Here is a 15792-nt window from a genome sequence, read left to right as displayed (position 1 = left end):
CATCCTCATCCACGACGTCATCACCTGGACAAAGACATTGTCAGACACGGCCTAGTCCGGCAGGTTCCCGTCGCCGCCGAGGTTCGCGACCATCCGCCGCAGGACGTTGATCGTCGTCACGAAGTCGGCGGGGTCCACTCCCTCGTGCATCCGCTCGTGGACGCGCGCGTTGCGGTCGCGGGCCCGCAGGCGGCCGGCCTCGCCGGCTTCGGTGAGCGTCAGGCCGTCCCGCTCGGTCAGCCAGCCCCGCGCGACGAGGTCGTCGAAGACCGCATCGAAGTCGATGCCCAGGTCGTCGTAGCGGGCGAGGCGCCGGACGAGCGCCTCGCGCGTCCACTCCCCCGGCTTGCCCGCGACGTGGTTCAGCGTCCACCAGTGCGGCTGGGTGAGGTCCTCGACCGCGAGCGCCTCCCGCAGCGCACCGACGACCAGCCGGTACGCCTCGCCGCTCCACGCCCCGATGGGCTGGGCGGCCACTACTTCGTCGGTGTATTCCTTGATCACGAGCCGACCGTAGAACCTCCAGCGGACTGGAGGTCAACTACAGCTCCCAGACCTCGGACTCCGGCTGCGTCAGCCGGATCGCCGTGCGCCGCACCGCTTCGGCTGCCCGGTCCTCGTCCACGTCGCCCGGCACGAACACCACGGCGACGCTGCCCGCGGCGCCGTGCGCGAGCCGGACGGGCGCGGCGATCTCGGTGAGCCCGGCGTGGATCTCGCCGACCGTGCGGACGTACCCGGTCTGCCGCGCCCAGCCCACCTCAGGACGCTCGTCCGGATGTGCGGGACCGGTGGACTGGATGGCCAGGCCGCACGCCCCGCGGTCCAGCGGCGCCCGCGTCCACGGCTGGTAGGCGACGGCGGCTCGGCGGCGGTCCGGTTCGGCCGTCACTACGGCGACGACCTGACCACCTCGTGGCACCGCGAAGAACGCCGTCGCGCCCACGGTGTCGGCCAGCTCGCCGAGCACCTCGTGCAGGCGGGCCTGGGCGTCGCCGAGGACGGTCCGCGACAGGACGAGCAGCCCGAGCCCCAGCGTGTAGCGGCCTTCAGCGGTGCGCCGCGCCAGCTGGCGGTCCTCCAGCGTGCGCAGGATGCGGTAGACGATCGAGCGGTGCAACCCGGCCGCGTCGGCGATCTGGTGGCTCGTGCGGGGCTGCCCGTCGGCGAGGACGTCCAGCACGTCGAGCGCCCGGTCCAGCGTCTGCGCGCGAACGCCCGGCTTGGTCTCCACCCCGCTCCCCTTCGTTGCCCGCGTCACTCTAACACGCTAGGCTGCTCGCATACCGAGCTCAGAACACCGATCAACGCTCGATATCAGAGCTGCCTGGGGAGGCTTCGTCGTGCCCGAGACGTCGCTCGATGACCACCCGGCCGTCGACCCGGCGCACTTCCGCCGCACCATGGGGCGGTTCACCAGCGGCGTCACGGTGGTCACCACGGTCGACGGCGAGCACGTGCACGGCATGACCGCCAACGGCTTCCTGTCGGTCTCGCTGGAGCCGCCGCTGGTCCTGGTGTCGCTCGGGCGCCGGTCGCGGATGGCCGGTCTGCTGCGCCGCACCGGGCGCTACGCGGTCAGCGTGCTCGCCGGCGACCAGCAGGACCACTCGCGGCACTTCGCCGGGCAGCCGGTCCCCGGGCTGCGCCCGGAGTTCCACCACCGCGACGGGTTCGCCTTCCTGGACGGCGCGCTGAGCCACATCGGCTGCGACGTCGTCGAGGTGCACCCGGCCGGGGACCACCTGCTGTTCCTCGGCCGCGTGACCCGTCTGTCCTATTCGGACGCCGAACCGCTGGTCTTCTTCACCGGTTCCTATCGCGCGCTGCACTGAACGAGGAGAGTTCTCAATGGCGGGAATCGGCATCGTCGGCGCCGGGATCGCCGGCCTGCACCTGGGCCTGCAACTGCGGCAGCACGACGTCCCGGTCACCATCTACAGCGACCGGACCGCGGAGCAACTGGCGGGCGGCCGCCTGCCGAACAGCGTCGCGCACCACCACACGACGGTCGCGCGCGAGCGGTTGCTCGGCATCGACCACTGGGACGCCGAGGAGTACTTCTACTTCGGCCACCACCACTACATCGGACTGCCGGACCCGTTGTCGTTCCCCGGTTTCTTCACCGCGCCGTCCCGCGCGCTGGACTACCGCATCTACCTGCCGCGGATCCTGGCGGACTTCACCGACCGCGGCGGCGACTTCCAGGTGCGACCCGTCGGGCCGGCGGACGTGGCGGAGCTGTCCGACCGCCACGACCTGGTCGTCGTGGCTTCCGGGCGGGGCAGCCTGAGCGCGATGTTCCCGCGCCGGGCGGACAAATCGCCCTACGACAGCCCGCAGCGCAAGCTGTGCGTCGGGCTCTACGAGGGCATCGCGCACTCCGAACCGCGTGGCGTCACGATGAGCATCTCGCCCGGCAACGGCGAGCTGCTGGAGATCCCGATCTTCTCCTTCGCCGGTCACGTCACCGCGCTGCTGTTCGAGAACATCCCCGGCGGTGACACCGAGGTGCTGGCCGAGGCGCGCTACGACGACGACCCGGCCGCCTTCGAGAAACTGGTGCTGGAGAAGACGCGGCAGCACCACCCGCGGACGTTCGAGCGGATCGATCCGGCGAAGTTCCGGCTCACCGGGCCGCAGGACCTGCTGCAGGGCGGGGTCCTGCCGTCGGTGCGGGAGGACTACACGCGGCTGCCCAACGGCAAGTACGTCGTGGCGCTCGGCGACGCGCACGCCGTGGTGGACCCGGTGGTCGGCCAGGGCGCGAACTGCGCGTCGTACTCGGCGTGGGAGCTGGGCCGGACCATCCTGGAGGACCAGAACTTCGACGAGCGGTTCTGCCGGAAAGTGGCGCTGCGGCGGGAGAACGTCGTGCACGCGACGGCGGACTGGACCAACCTGATGGTCCGCGTGCCGCCCGCCCCGCACCTGCTGCAGCTGCTCGGCGCGATGTCGGCGAACCAGGCGGTGGCGGACACCTTCACCGACAACTTCAGCCACCCGGACCGCCAGTGGGACATCCTCGCGTCGCCCGAACGGGTGCGGAAGTTCCTGGCCGGGCACGGGATGGCGGACTGAACTGTCGGTGGCAGGCCGTAAGGTTCCGGGCGTGATGGATTACCTGAGCATCCCGACCGCGGCCGGCACGTTCGACGCGATCGCGGCCGGGCCCGCCGGCGGCAGGCCCGTGCTGCTGCTGCATGGCTTCCCGGAGGCGGCGATCTCCTGGGAGTACCAGGTCGCGGTGCTGGGCGACCGGGGGTTCCGCGCGGTGGCGCCGGACCAGCGCGGCTACTCGCCGGGGGTGCGGCCGGAGCAGGCGGCCTCCTACGGCATGGACGAGCTGGTCGGGGACGTGCTGGCGATCGCCGACGCACTGGAGTGGTCGCGGTTCGACCTGGTGGGGCACGACTGGGGCGGCGCCGTCGCGTGGTGGACGGCGTCGGAGCACCCGGAGCGGCTGCGGACCCTGACGGCGGTGTCGACGCCGCACCCCGGCGCGCTGGGCCAGGCCGTGCGCACGGACGAGGACCAGCAGATGCGGTCGCAGTACATGCGTGACTGGCGGTCCAGTTCCACGGAACGGCAGATGCTCGCGAACAACGCCGAGGCCCTGCGGCGCATGTTCGAGTGGAAGGTGCCCCAGAGCCGGGTCGACGAGTACATCCGGCGGCTGTCCGAGCCGGGCGCGCTGACCGCGGCGCTCAACTGGTACCGGGCCAACCGCCCGCGGGCGACCATCGACAAGGTGTCGGTGCCGACGCTGTACGTGTGGAGCACGGAGGACGTCGCCCTCGGCTCGACGGCGGCGCTGGACACCGAGAACTGGGTGACCGGGCCGTACACGTTCCAGATGCTGGAGGACGTCACACACTGGATCCCGGAGGAGGTTCCGGAGGTGCTGACGGCGATGATCCTGGAGCACCTGAACGCGTTCTGACACCACCGCGGCGCCGTGCCTATTCACGGCGCCGCGCGTCGGTCTCGGGTCAGGAGCGCGAGAATTCGGCGCTCACCGCGTTCGGGCCGTCGTACTCGCGGTCCGGCAGCTTGCGGAGGTGGTCCAGCACGTCGTCCGGCGCGCCCTGGCTCTGCGCGTGGTCGACCAGCTTGTCCCGCGTGCACGGGTAGTCGACGCCGGACAGGAACTTCTGCATCTGGATCGGGTTCGGGGCAGCCATGTCCTGCTCCTTCCTGTTGTCTCTCGGTCGCCCCGGGGGCTACCCACCGATCGGGCCGTCACTCGCCCTGTTTCGGGGATCGACCCGACGGGAAGCCCGTCACCATGCGCGCGACCATCCTGAACTGCACGTTGAAGCCCTCGCCGGAGCCGTCGAACACCGACGCGCTGGCCGAGGTCGTGGCGGCAGGCCTGCGCGAGCTCGGCGCCGACGTGCGGACCATCCGGCTGGTCGACCACGACATCAAGCCGGGTGTCAGCAGCGACATGGGCGACGGCGACGAGTGGCCCGGAATCCGCGAGGAGATCCTGAACTCGGAGATCCTCATCATGGCGTCACCCACGTGGGTCGGGCACCCCTCGTCGGTAGCGCAGCGGGCGATCGAACGCATGGACGCGATGCTGTCCGAGACGGGCGACGACGGTACACCGGTTGCATACAACCGCGTCGCGGGCGTGGTCGTGACCGGCAACGAGGACGGCGCGCACCACGTGATCAGCGAGATCAACGGCGCGCTCGGCGACATCGGCTTCACCATCCCCGGGCAGGCCTGGGTGTACTGGAACATGGGCCCCGGACCGGGCCCGAGCTACAGCGACACCGACCACGGGCACCAGTACGTGCACCAGGTGGCGGGCCTGATGGCGAAGAACCTCTACGCGGTGGCCGCCGCCCTGCGCGACCGCCCGATCCCGGCACAAGTCTCACGCGGCGAAGACTGAGGTTCCCGGGCGGCTGCGCGCCTGACCCGGCTCCTGGCCCAGTCGCGCCGCCGCCCTTACGCGACCGCAAAACCGCCCCCGGCGAAGACTGTGAACCACTCACCCCATTGCTCATCCCGTTCCACACGGCGAACCCACCCGGCGAACCCAACCGGGTGACAGTCCGCCGCTGACGCCCCCGGAATTGTCGTACCCCCTCGCTAGTGTTCGCGGTGTCCGGAAGGGGGCGGAGATGCGAGCGGTTGTGGTGGACGGCCCGGGCGGGCCGGAAGTGTTGCGGGTGCGGGAAGTTCCGGTGCCCGAGGTGCGGGACGGCTGGACCCTGGTGCGGGTCGAGGGGTTCGGGCTGAACCGGTCGGAGCTGATGACCCGGCAGGGGCATTCGCCGAACGTGCGGTTCCCCCGGGTGCTGGGCATCGAGTGCGTCGGCGTGGTCGCGGTGTCCGCACGGCTCGCGCCGGGCACCAAGGTGGCCGCGGTGATGGGCGAGATGGGCCGGGAGTTCGACGGCGGGTACGCGGAGTACGCGCTGCTGCCGGACGATCTGCTGATCCCGGTGGAGACCGATCTGCCGTGGGAGGTCTTCGCCGCGCTGCCCGAGACGTACTTGACCGCGTGGGGGTCGCTGGAGGCGTTCGGGCCGGTGTCGCCAGGGCAGAGCCTGCTGATCCGCGGCGGGACGTCGTCGGTGGGGATGGCGATGCTGTCGCTGGCGCGGGAACGGGGGCTGGTGACAATCGCGACGACTCGGAACCGGGACAAGGTGGCGGCGCTGGAGAAGGCGGGCGCGTCGCACGTCGTGGTGGTGGACGACGGGGACATCGGCGCCGACGTCCGCGCGTTGTGCCCGGACGGCCCGGACTTCGTGCTGGACCTGGTCGGAGCGCCAACGGTGCCGGACTCGCTGCGGCTGGTCAAGCGCGGCGGCACGGTGTGCGTGACGGGCATGCTGAGCGGCAAGTGGGCGATCCCGGACTTCCAACCGGTGGCGGCGATTCCGTCCGGCACGAAGCTGACGGCCTTCCAGAGCAACGACATCCGGGGCACAGCCGGCGGCGGCGCGCTGCAGGCGATCGTCGACGGCGTGGCGAGCGGCGCGTACCAACCGAACCTCGACCGGGTGTTCCGGCTGGAGCAGATCGTCGAGGCCCACACCTACATGGAGACCAACCAGGCCACCGGAAAGGTGGTGGTCCGGAACGACTGACCCCAGCGGCCGACGAACCCACGCCAGATCCAGCGCGGCTGCTGCCACCGGCACGCACCGACCGCAGGCCGCCCGCGGCACTGGCCCGCCGGTTGCTGCCACCGGGAGGCACCGACCGCAGGCGACTCGACGCACCACCTACAGCACTGGCCCGCCCGCGACTGCCCGCGCCCGCCGCCCGCGCCTCCCCAGCCGCGGCGGCCGGCGGCGCGCTGCCTGTTCCTTGCGCCTGTTACCTCTTCCAGTCGCCACCCGTCATACCGGTGCCGACCCGAAACCGAGGTCGTCGGACGAGGACGAGGTGGAGAACAGGGTGCTGACGAACATCATGTACGCGACGGTCTACATGACCGACCAGGACCGCGCGCTGAAGTTCTACACGGAGAAACTGGGCCTGGATCGGGGCGTCGACTACCCGCGCCCGGACGGGCGCTTCCTCACCGTGGGCGTGCCCGGCAGCCGGTCAAGATCATCCTGTGGTCGCACCCCGCGGCCGCCGGACAACCGGTCGACCCGGGTGGCGCGCCGGGTCGCCGCCGGCGCGCGGTTGTCCGCGGCCGCGCACGGACGAGCGGTGCTCGTCAACGGCCGCCCCGGCTTCGTCGCCTGGAGCGAAGATGACGCACCGCTCTCGATCATCGCGTTCACCGTCGCCGACGGGCGGATCGTGGACATCGCGGTCGTGACCGACCCGGTCAAGCTCGCGGCGGCGAACCTGCCGGATCCGGCTTGACTCAACGCGACCGCATGGCCCGGTACCACCGGGGCGAAGTGTTCACGGGAGGCTTCAACGACGCACGCACCACCAGGACGTTCGGCTCGTCGCTGCGCACGAACTCGCCGAGCAGCCGCCGGAAAGCACGGCCGAAACCCTCCACCCGCCCGGCGTCCACGCCGAAAGACCGCGCCAGTCCGACGAAATCCGGCGTGTGCAGGTTGACCCCGCGGTGCGGCAAGCCCTCCCGGTCCTGGTCGAACCGGAGCATGCCGTACCCGCCGTCGTCGACGATGATCACCGTCACCGGCAGCGACTCCTGCGCCAGTGTCGCCAGATCGCCGCACCCGTACAGGAAACCGCCGTCGCCGCTGACGCACACCACCCGGCCCGCGCCGGTGGCCGCCGCGCCCAGCGCGGCCGGGAACCCGAACCCGAGCGTGCCCCAGCCCATCGGGTACGCGAACCGGTGCGGCGCGCGCACGCGGTGGAAGCCGCCCGCCCAGTAACCGGCGATGCACATGTCCGCCACCAGCATCGCGCGCTCGGGCAGCGTCTCTTCCAGCGTGCGCAGGAAATCCGCGGCCTGCGGCTCCTCGCTGCGGATGCGGCGGCGCACCTGCTCGGAGATCCGCTGCAGCCGCTCGGTCAGCTCGGCAAGCCCGGGCCGGGCCGGCAACCCCTGCAGCAGCTCGGGCACCACGTCCCGCGCGTCGCCGGCCAGGGTGATGTCGGGCGGGTAGTTCTTGGCCGCGTCCTTGGGATCGACGTTGATCACGATGAGCTTCGGCGGCTTGGGCATGAGCCAGTTCTGCGTCATCAGGCCGTCGAAGTCGGTGCCGATGCCGAGCACCACGTCGGCCTCGTCCCACAGCGCGCCCACCTCCGGCGCGTGCACGGGGTTCGGCGCGGCACACGGGTGCGCGGGCGGCAGCAGGCCACGCGCGGCGAACGTCGTGATCACCGGTGCGGCCAGCTTCTCCGCCAGCTGCCCGATCACCTCTCCCGCACCGGCCCTGGCCGCGCCGCCGCCCGCCCAGATCAGCGGCCGCGACGCCATCGCCAGCATGCGCCGCGCCGCGTCGAGATCCGACACGGCCAGCGCCGGGAACGCCTCGGTCGGCTCCGGGTCCGGGCCGCGGAAACCGTTGTGCCGCAGGAAATCCGTGGGAACACCGACGTACACCGGACCGCTCTGCGGCCGCAACGCCAGCCGGGCGGCGCGCAGGACCGTGGGCGCCAGGTCCTCGGGCGTCTCGACGGTGAACGCCGCCTTCGTCACCGGCGCGAACAACGCGGCCTGGTCGCTGGTCTCGTGCAGGACACCGCGCACCATGCCCGGCCGCCGCAGTCCCGCCGGGATGTCGGTGGCGATCACCAGCACCGGCGAGCCGGACGCCATCGCCTCCCCGACCGCGGCGATCGTGTTCGCCGCGCCCGGTCCGGTCGTCACGATCGCGACGCCGAGTTTGCCGGTCGCCCGCGCGTACCCGTCCGCTGCGTACCCGGCGGTCTGTTCGTGCCGGACGCCGATCAGCCGGAGCGGGCTGTCCGCGAGCGCTTCCCAGATCGGCAGGTTGTGCACGCCCGGGAGGCCGAAAGCGACCTCAGCCCCGAGCTCGAGCAGCGCGTCCACGAGGTGCTGGGCGCCGGTCTTCGTCACGCCGTCAGAGTATGGCACCCCGTCACCACTGCGGGGGCACGACCTCGTCCGGGGGCGGCGGCCCGGGCGGGGTGCCGTCGCCGAAGGGCCGTCCGCCCAGGTCGGCGCGCCCGTGCGGCTGCGCCCACCCGGAAAGGTCCGGACCATTCGGCACGATCCGCGTCGGGTTGACCTGCTCGTGCACCTGGTAGTAGTGCCGCTTGATGTGGTCGAAGTCCACGGTGTCGCCGAAACCGGGCGTCTGGAACAGATCCCGCGCGTACGCCCACAGCACCGGCATCTCGGTCAGCTTGTTCCGGTTGCACTTGAAGTGCCCGTGGTAGACCGCGTCGAAGCGGACGAGCGTGGTGAACAGCCGGATGTCGGCCTCGGTGATCGTGTCCCCGACCAGGTACCGCTGGCCCGCCAAGCGCTCGGACAGCTCGTCGAGCCGCGCGAACAGCCGCCGGTACGCGTCGTCGTAAGCGGACTGCTTCGTCGCGAACCCCGCTTCGTACACGCCGGCGTTGACGTCGCGGTGCACCGCCCGGTTGATCTCGTCGATCTCGTCGCGCAACGCCTCGGGGTACAGGTCCGGCGCGCCGTCGCGGTAGTGGGCGCCCCACTGCGTGTCCAGGTCGAGGGTGATCTGCGGGTAGTCGTTGGTGACCAGCTTGCCGCTGGGGATGTCGACGATCGCGGGCACGCTGATGCCGCCGTCGTAGTCCGGGTCGGCGGCACGGTAGGCCTCGCCGAGGAACTCGATGCCCAGCACGGGATCGCGGCCGCCGGGGTCGAGGGTGAACCGCCAGCTCCGCTCGTCCTGGATCGGGTCGGCGATCGCGACTGACAGCGCTTCCTCCAGCCCCATCAGCCTGCGCACGATCAGCGCGCGGCTGGCCCACGGGCACGCGCGGCTGACGACGAGCCGGTACCGGCCCGCCTCGGCGGGCCAGCCGTCCGCGCCGTCGGCCGTGATCCGCGCCGTGAAGCGGTTCGGCGCCCGCTTGAACTCGCCGGTTTCCGGGTCCGTCGGGATGGTCATTCCCTCAGCGTAGATTGTGTTCCGGGCCGTAGCAGTACGCGTAGACTCAATGACCCTGGGCACACCAGCGCCCTGGACGGAAGGTGGTCACCGATGCCGTTGATGCCCTTCACCGACTCGATGTTCCTGCTGGTGGAAAGCCGCGAGCACCCGATGCACGTCGGCGGCCTGCAGCTGTTCCAGACTCCCGAGGGCGCCGACCACACCTGGCTGCGCAGCCTGCGTGAGGACCTGGTCAAGAACACCGACGTGCGGCAGCTGTTCCGGCAGCGCGTCGCCCGCCCCGTGAACACGCTCGGTTACGCCGCCTGGGCGAGCGACGACGACCTCGACCTCGACTACCACTTCCGGCATTCCGCGCTCCCGTACCCGGGCCGGGTGCGGGAACTGCTGGAGCTGACGTCGCGCTGGCACAGCACGCTGCTCGACCGGCACCGCCCGCTCTGGGAGATCCACCTGGTCGAAGGCCTGCAGGACGGCCGGTTCGCCATGTACAGCAAGGTGCACCACGCGCTGATGGACGGTGTTTCGGCGTTGCGGCACCTGCAGGGCACGCTGTCCGACGACCCGGACGACCGCAGCTGCCCGCCGCCGTGGGGCTCGCGTCAGGTGCCGCGCGGCAAGCCGCCGCGTAACGCACGGTCACTGCTGCGGATGGGCACGAGTTCGCTGAAGCAGATCGCCGGAATGGCGCCGGCGGCGGCGAAGGTGGCGCGGGAAGCCTTCCGTGAGCACACGCTGCTGCTGCCGATGCAGGCCCCGAAGACGATCTTCAACGTGCCGATCGGCGGTGCGCGCCGGTTCGCCGCGCAGTCCTGGCCGCTCGGGCGGGTGCGCGCGATCGCGACCGCCACCGGGACCTCCCGCAACGACGTGGTGCTCGCGATGTGCTCGGGCGCGTTGCGGGACTACCTCATCGAGCAGCGCGCGCTGCCGGACGCGCCGCTGGTCGCGATGGTGCCGGTGTCGATGCGCAAGCCGACCGACACCGGTGAGGCCGCGGGCAACCAAATCGGCGCGGTGCTGTGCAACCTCGGCACCGACAAGCCGGATCCGGCGTCCCGGCTGATGACGATCCACCAGTCGATGCGCGAGGCGAAGCGGATCTTCAAGGAGCTGACGCCGTTGCAGGCGCTGCTGCTGTCCGGCATCAACGTGGCGCAGCTGGGCATCTCGCCGGTGCCCGGGTTCGTGAACAACACGCGTCCGCCGTTCAACCTGGTGATCTCGAACGTGCCCGGGCCGCGCAAGCAGATGTACTGGAATGGCGCGAAGCTGGACGGCATCTACCCGGCGTCGGTGCTGCTCGATGGGCAGGCGCTCAACATCACGCTGACCAACAACGGGGACAACCTGGACTTCGGGATCACCGGGTGCCGCCGGTCGGTGCCGCACCTGCAGCGGATCCTGACGCACCTGGACACGGCGCTGGAGGAACTGGAGTTCGCCGCGCGCTGACGCGGGCGGGGGCCGGCGCGCGGCCCCCGCCGGTGGTCAGGCCACGCCCTCCGGGCTGGCGCCCTCGACCTGGACGCCACGCGAGGTGATCTCCTCGATGCGGGCCAGGTCGTCGCCGGTGAGGTCGAGATCCGCCGCGGCGACGCTGTCCTCGATGTTGCGGGCCCGCCGCGCGCCGACGATCGCCACGTGGACGCCCGGCTGGTGCAGGGTCCAGGCGATGGCGAGCTGGCTGACGGTGGCGCCCTTCTCGGCCGCGAGGTTCTTCAGCTGCTCGACGACCTCCAGGTTCTTCTGGAAGTTCGCGCCCTGGAACGCGCTGGAGTTCGCGCGCCAGTCGCCGGGCTCGAAGGTCGTGCGCGGGTTGAGGGCGCCGGTGAGGAGGCCGCTGCCGAGCGGGCTGTAGACGAGGACGCCGATGTTGTGCTCGCGGCAGTACGGGAGCGGGTCGTCCTCGATCGCGCGGCGGAACAGGTGGTAGGGCGGCTGCAGGGTCTCGACCGGGCGGGTGCGGTCGAACGCGGCCAGTTGCGCGGTGTCGTAGTTGGACACGCCGACGTGGCGGATCTTGCCCGCGTCGACGAGTTCCTGGAGTGCCTGGGCGGTTTCCTCGGCCGGGGTGTCCGGGTCGGGCCAGTGGACCTGGTACAGGTCGATGTGGTCGAGGCCGAGGTGGCGCAGGCTCTCGTCGACGCCCTTGCGCAACCAGTCGCGGCGGGCGTCGCGGGGCCGGTCGCTGCCCGGGTTGATGCCGCCCTTGGTGGCGATCACGAGGCTGTCGCGGTCGCGTTTCAGCTCGTCCCGCAGGGCGCGGCCGAGGAGGGCCTCCGATTTGCCGAAGCCGTACGCCTGGGCGGTGTCGAAGAAGTTCACGCCGAGCTCACGTGCGTGCTGGATGGCCTGGACGGCCGCGTCCTCGTCGAAGGAGCCCCAGTCGCCTCCGAGCTGCCAGGTCCCGAACGCGATCCGGGAGACGTCGAGTCCGCTCTTGCCCAAAGTGGTTCTCCGCATGGTTCAAGGACAGCACATGGCGCGGTGGGGCGCATCGTGGAGCTGGCGTGGGTGGTTTGGGGTCCTTTGTGGATTTTGGTGGTGGGTGAACGGGTCGTTCATGGTTCGGCGAGTGGACCGCTCTTGCGGGTGCGACTCGCGACTCGACGACAGGGCACCTCGCGCCGCGATGAACGGGCCATTCATCACTCGCTGAGAGGCCCACTCATGCACGCGACACCCGCGACACGACGACAGGGCACCTCGCCCGGCGTGAATGGACCGTTCATCGCTCGGCGAGGGGTCCACTCGTGCGGGTGCCACTCGCGACTCGACGACAGGGCACCTCGCGCCGCGATGAACGGACCATTCACGCCTCGGCGAGAGGCCCACTCACACAGGCGCCACCGGCGGGTCGACGACAGGTGCAGCTCGCGCAGCGATGAACGGACCGTTCATCGTTCGGCGAGAGGTCCACTCATGCACGCGCCACTCGCGACGCGATGAAAGATGCAGGTCGCGCGGCGATGAACGAGCCATTCACCGCCCAGCCGGCCGCCCAGCCCACCAAACCGCAGGCCGCCCAACTCACCGTCCAGCGGGTCGGTCCGTCGGCCAGGGACGGACCTCCTCGAACAGCCTCGCCACCGCCAGCACCAGGTCATCCGAGTGCCGCGGCCCCACGATCTGCAACCCCACCGGCAGACCATCCGCCGTCGTCCCCGCCGGGACGCTGATCGCCGGCTGTTGGGTCATGTTGAACGGGTACGTGAAGGGCGTCCAGTCCGGCCAGCCGCTCATTCCGCTGCCCGGCGGCACGTCAAACCCAGCCTCGAAGGGCGGGACGGCCACCGTCGGGGTGATCAGCACGTCGTACCGCGTGTGGAACTCGCCCATGCGGATGCCCAGCGCCGCGCGCTCCGCGTTCGCCGCCAGGTAGTCCGACGCCGAGTACGTCTTCCCCTGCTCCCACACCTGCCGCAGGCCCGGGTCGATCTTCGCCTCGCAGCCGGCCGGGAACGTGTCGAGCCACTGCGCGGCGCCGGTCGACCACAGCACGTCGAACGCCTCCCGCGGGTCGGCGAAACCCGGGTCGGCCTCCTCGACCCGCAGCCCGGCCTCGTCGAGCGCGGCCACCGCCGACGTGACGATCTGCCGCACCTCCGGGTCCACCCGGGCCCAGCCAAGCGTCGGCGAGAACGCGGCGTACAGGCCCCGTACGTCCCGCCGCACGGCCTCGCGGTACGCGCCCAGCGGCGGCTCCAGCGCGTTCGGGTCCCGGTGGTCCGGCAGCGCCAGCACGTCGAGCAACAACGCCACGTCCGACACCGACCGCGCCATCGGCCCGGCATGCGACAACGCCCCGAACGGGCTCGCCGGCCACAACGGGATACGACCGTATGTCGGCTTCAACCCCACGATCCCGCAGAACGACGCCGGGATCCGCACCGACCCGCCACCATCGGTCCCGACCGACAGCTCACCCATCCCGGCCGCGACCGCCGCACCACTGCCGCCGCTGGACCCGCCGGGCGTCTTCGCCGGGTTCCACGGGTTGCGCGTCACCCCGGTCAGCGGGTTGTCCGTCACGCCCTTCCACGCCAGCTCGGGCGTGGTCGTCTTGCCGAGCAGGACCAGCCCGTTCTCCCGCAGCCGCGCGGTGACCGGGCTGTCCACCTCCCACGGCTGGTCCCGGTCGATGCACGTCGAACCACGCAGCGTGGGCCAGCCCTGGGTGAGGAACATGTCCTTGATCGAGGTCGGCACCCCGTCCAGCGAGCCGATCGGGTTGCCCTCGCGCCACCGCGCCTCCGACGCCTTGGCGCCCTCGCGGGCCACCTCCGGGTCGACCAGGCAGAACGCGTTGCACTCCCTGTCCCGCTCCTCGATCGAGCGCAGCGCGGCCTCGGTCGCCTCGACGGGGCTGATCTCGCCGGTCGAGTAGGCGGCGACCAGCTCACTCGCCGTCAACAGGGTGCTCATGGTGAACTCCTCACCGATCGGACGGCACGTACCCCAGCTGCTTGTCCACGACATTACGAAGCGGGGCGCCAGTCTGCCAGCGGTGGAAGTTGTCCGCGAACACCTCGACCAGCGTGTCCCGCCACCCGATGAAATCACCGGACATGTGCGGCGAGACCAGCACGTTCCGCATCGTCCACAACGGACTGTCAATGGGCAGCGGCTCGGTGTCGAACACGTCCAGCGCGGCGCCCGCGATGCGCCCCGTCCGCAGGGCCTCGACCAGGTCGCCGGTGACCACCAGCTCGCCGCGGCCGACGTTGACGAACCGCGCGGTCGGCTTCATCGCGGCGAACGCCGCGGCGTCGAACAGGCCCTTGGTCTCCTCGGTCAGCGGCGCCACGGCGACGACGTAGTCGAACGCCGGCAGGTGCTCCACCAGCCGGTCCGACGCGTGCACGTCCCCGAAGTCCGGGTCTCCGGAGCGCGCCCGGCGGCCGGCGCCCGAGACGCTCATCCCGACCGCGCGCAGCATCCGCGCGATCGCCCTGCCGATCGGCCCGGTGCCCACCACCAGCGCCGAGCGCCCGGCGATCCGCTCGGTCTCGCGGTGCTTCCAGCGGCTCTGACGCTGCAGGTCGAGCGACCCGTGCAGGTCCTTCGCGAAGGTAAGGATGACCCCCAGGACGTATTCCGCTATCGAGTCGTCGAACACGCCGCGCGAGTTGGTGAGCACGACGTCGCTGTCCCGCATCCCGGGGAACATCACCGGGTCCACCCCGGCGCTCGCGATGTGCAGCCAGCGCAGGCGGTCCGCCGCGTGCCAGGCCTCCGGCACCGCACGGGAAAGGAAGTCGTGGACAAAAAGGACGTCGGCGCCGCGGAGCGCGTCGGCCAGGCCGGCCTCGCCCGTGTAACGCACGACGGCCGTCGAAGCGATGCGCTGCATGGCCGGCGATTCGGTGAGGTCCCGGGCCTGGTCTTCACCGCACAACACCGCCAGCACCGGATTCTCAGTACCGATCACCGTTGACACGGTAAGAGCCGGTCGTATGATTGTCAACAATCCGAGGAGCCACCCCGGAGGCTTCCTTCAGAACGTCCCGGAGGCTGAGCCTTGGATTTCGACTTCCCTGTCTTCGACGGGCCACTGGCGCAGCGAGGCATCGGAGTCATCGCACCCTTCGACCTGGCGCTGGAGCGCGAGCTCTGGCGCTGGATCCCGATGGAGGTGTCGCTGCACCTCGCCCGCACGCCCTACGAACCGGTGCCGGTCAGCATGGAGATGGCCCAGCTGGTCAGCAACCACCAGCACCTGGCCGCCGCCACCCGCGACGTGCTGCACGTCGAGCCCGAGGTGGTCGCGTACCTGTGCACGTCGGGCAGCTTCGTCAACGGCCTGGACTACGAACGCTCGCTGTGCAAGGCGATCTGCGACGCCGGCGCGCCGGACGCGGTCACCACGTCGGGCGCGCTGGCCGAGGTGCTGCACCTGCTGGACGTCCACAAGGTCGCGGTGATCACCCCCTACGACGCGGACCTGACGGCGAGCCTGCACGACTTCCTCGCCGAGCTGAACGTGGACACCGTTTCCAGCGACCACCTCGGGCTCGGCGGCGGGATTTGGAAGGTCAGCTACCGCACGATCGCCGAGCGGATACTCGGCGCCGACCACCCCGACGCCGAGGCGATCTTCGTGAGCTGCACGAACCTCCCGACGTACGACGTGATCGAACCGCTGGAGGTGGCCCTGGGCAAGCCCGTGCTGACCGCGAACCAGCTCACGATGTGGGCTTGCCTGAGACGCATGGAACTGCCGATCGTCGGTCCCGGCAAGTGGCTGCGCGAAGTGTCCTGAACACCGTAA

Annotated in this window: 16 protein-coding genes; 8 read left to right on the top strand and 8 right to left on the bottom strand. The window is 70.9% G+C overall.

What is annotated here, in order from left to right; genetic code table 11:
* Window positions 1-51: 51 nt before the first annotated feature.
* Together L2C96_RS40770 and L2C96_RS40765 are read right to left on the bottom strand one after the other, a co-directional pair.
* Window positions 52-504, bottom strand: a complete 453-nt coding sequence (locus L2C96_RS40770; RefSeq protein WP_237339912.1) for a MarR family winged helix-turn-helix transcriptional regulator — start codon at window positions 502-504, stop codon at window positions 52-54.
* Window positions 505-541: 37 nt separating this feature from the next.
* Window positions 542-1261, bottom strand: a complete 720-nt coding sequence (locus L2C96_RS40765; RefSeq protein ID WP_237339911.1) for an IclR family transcriptional regulator — start codon at window positions 1259-1261, stop codon at window positions 542-544.
* Window positions 1262-1343: 82 nt separating this feature from the next.
* Between L2C96_RS40765 and L2C96_RS40760 the strand changes: the two genes are divergently transcribed.
* Genes L2C96_RS40760 through L2C96_RS40750 form a run of 3 tightly spaced genes read left to right on the top strand, consistent with a single transcriptional unit; the run spans window position 1344 to window position 3943 of the window.
* Window positions 1344-1835, top strand: coding sequence for a flavin reductase family protein (locus tag L2C96_RS40760; RefSeq protein ID WP_237339910.1), 492 nt, complete (start codon window positions 1344-1346; stop codon window positions 1833-1835).
* A gap of 16 nt (window positions 1836-1851) precedes the next feature.
* Window positions 1852-3081, top strand: a complete 1230-nt coding sequence (gene styA, locus L2C96_RS40755) for a styrene monooxygenase subunit StyA (protein WP_237339909.1) — start codon at window positions 1852-1854, stop codon at window positions 3079-3081.
* Window positions 3082-3112: 31 nt separating this feature from the next.
* Entirely contained in the window at window positions 3113-3943 is an 831-nt protein-coding gene (locus L2C96_RS40750) for an alpha/beta fold hydrolase (protein WP_237339908.1), read from the top strand.
* Window positions 3944-3992: 49 nt separating this feature from the next.
* Here L2C96_RS40750 and L2C96_RS40745 read toward each other — a convergent pair whose 3' ends face one another.
* Window positions 3993-4184, bottom strand: a complete 192-nt coding sequence (locus L2C96_RS40745; protein WP_020421563.1) for a DUF2795 domain-containing protein — start codon at window positions 4182-4184, stop codon at window positions 3993-3995.
* A gap of 104 nt (window positions 4185-4288) precedes the next feature.
* Here L2C96_RS40745 and L2C96_RS40740 point away from each other — a divergent pair, with 104 nt between their 5' ends.
* From L2C96_RS40740 to L2C96_RS40730, 3 genes are all read left to right on the top strand, one after another.
* Window positions 4289-4906, top strand: coding sequence for a flavodoxin family protein (locus tag L2C96_RS40740; protein WP_020421564.1), 618 nt, complete (start codon window positions 4289-4291; stop codon window positions 4904-4906).
* A gap of 232 nt (window positions 4907-5138) precedes the next feature.
* Window positions 5139-6113: a zinc-binding dehydrogenase gene (locus L2C96_RS40735; RefSeq protein WP_237339907.1), complete on the top strand. Its 975-nt coding sequence runs from the start codon at window positions 5139-5141 to the stop codon at window positions 6111-6113.
* Window positions 6114-6426: 313 nt separating this feature from the next.
* Complete coding sequence (locus tag L2C96_RS40730; protein WP_237339906.1) at window positions 6427-6846, top strand: VOC family protein; 420 nt, start codon at window positions 6427-6429, stop codon at window positions 6844-6846.
* Between the two features lies 1 nt (window position 6847).
* Here L2C96_RS40730 and L2C96_RS40725 read toward each other — a convergent pair whose 3' ends face one another.
* Together L2C96_RS40725 and L2C96_RS40720 are read right to left on the bottom strand one after the other, a co-directional pair.
* Window positions 6848-8491 (bottom strand): thiamine pyrophosphate-binding protein, encoded by a 1644-nt coding sequence (locus L2C96_RS40725; RefSeq protein WP_020421568.1) that lies wholly within the window; start codon window positions 8489-8491, stop codon window positions 6848-6850.
* Between the two features lie 22 nt (window positions 8492-8513).
* Window positions 8514-9515 carry a glutathione S-transferase family protein gene (locus L2C96_RS40720; RefSeq protein ID WP_020421569.1) on the bottom strand — a complete coding sequence of 334 codons (1002 nt, stop codon included), beginning with the start codon at window positions 9513-9515 and terminating at the stop codon, window positions 8514-8516.
* Window positions 9516-9608: 93 nt separating this feature from the next.
* On the opposite strand from L2C96_RS40720, the gene L2C96_RS40715 reads away from it, so the two are divergent.
* Window positions 9609-10973 carry a WS/DGAT/MGAT family O-acyltransferase gene (locus tag L2C96_RS40715; RefSeq protein WP_020421570.1) on the top strand — a complete coding sequence of 455 codons (1365 nt, stop codon included), beginning with the start codon at window positions 9609-9611 and terminating at the stop codon, window positions 10971-10973.
* A gap of 36 nt (window positions 10974-11009) precedes the next feature.
* Here L2C96_RS40715 and L2C96_RS40710 read toward each other — a convergent pair whose 3' ends face one another.
* From L2C96_RS40710 to L2C96_RS40700, 3 genes are all read right to left on the bottom strand, one after another.
* Window positions 11010-11984: an aldo/keto reductase gene (locus tag L2C96_RS40710; protein WP_237339905.1), complete on the bottom strand. Its 975-nt coding sequence runs from the start codon at window positions 11982-11984 to the stop codon at window positions 11010-11012.
* 567 nt (window positions 11985-12551) lie between these two features.
* Complete coding sequence (locus tag L2C96_RS40705; RefSeq protein WP_237339904.1) at window positions 12552-13946, bottom strand: amidase; 1395 nt, start codon at window positions 13944-13946, stop codon at window positions 12552-12554.
* 10 nt (window positions 13947-13956) lie between these two features.
* Complete coding sequence (locus tag L2C96_RS40700; protein ID WP_237339903.1) at window positions 13957-14952, bottom strand: D-2-hydroxyacid dehydrogenase; 996 nt, start codon at window positions 14950-14952, stop codon at window positions 13957-13959.
* A gap of 90 nt (window positions 14953-15042) precedes the next feature.
* Here L2C96_RS40700 and L2C96_RS40695 point away from each other — a divergent pair, with 90 nt between their 5' ends.
* Window positions 15043-15783 carry a maleate cis-trans isomerase family protein gene (locus tag L2C96_RS40695; protein WP_020421574.1) on the top strand — a complete coding sequence of 247 codons (741 nt, stop codon included), beginning with the start codon at window positions 15043-15045 and terminating at the stop codon, window positions 15781-15783.
* Window positions 15784-15792 lie beyond the last annotated feature (9 nt).

It is taken from the genome of Amycolatopsis tucumanensis, assembly GCF_021654135.1.
Taxonomy (GTDB): Bacteria; Actinomycetota; Actinomycetes; order Mycobacteriales; family Pseudonocardiaceae; genus Amycolatopsis_E; species Amycolatopsis_E tucumanensis.
Note: the sequence above shows the minus strand (reverse complement) of the source record. Positions and strands in the feature narration are given on the sequence as shown.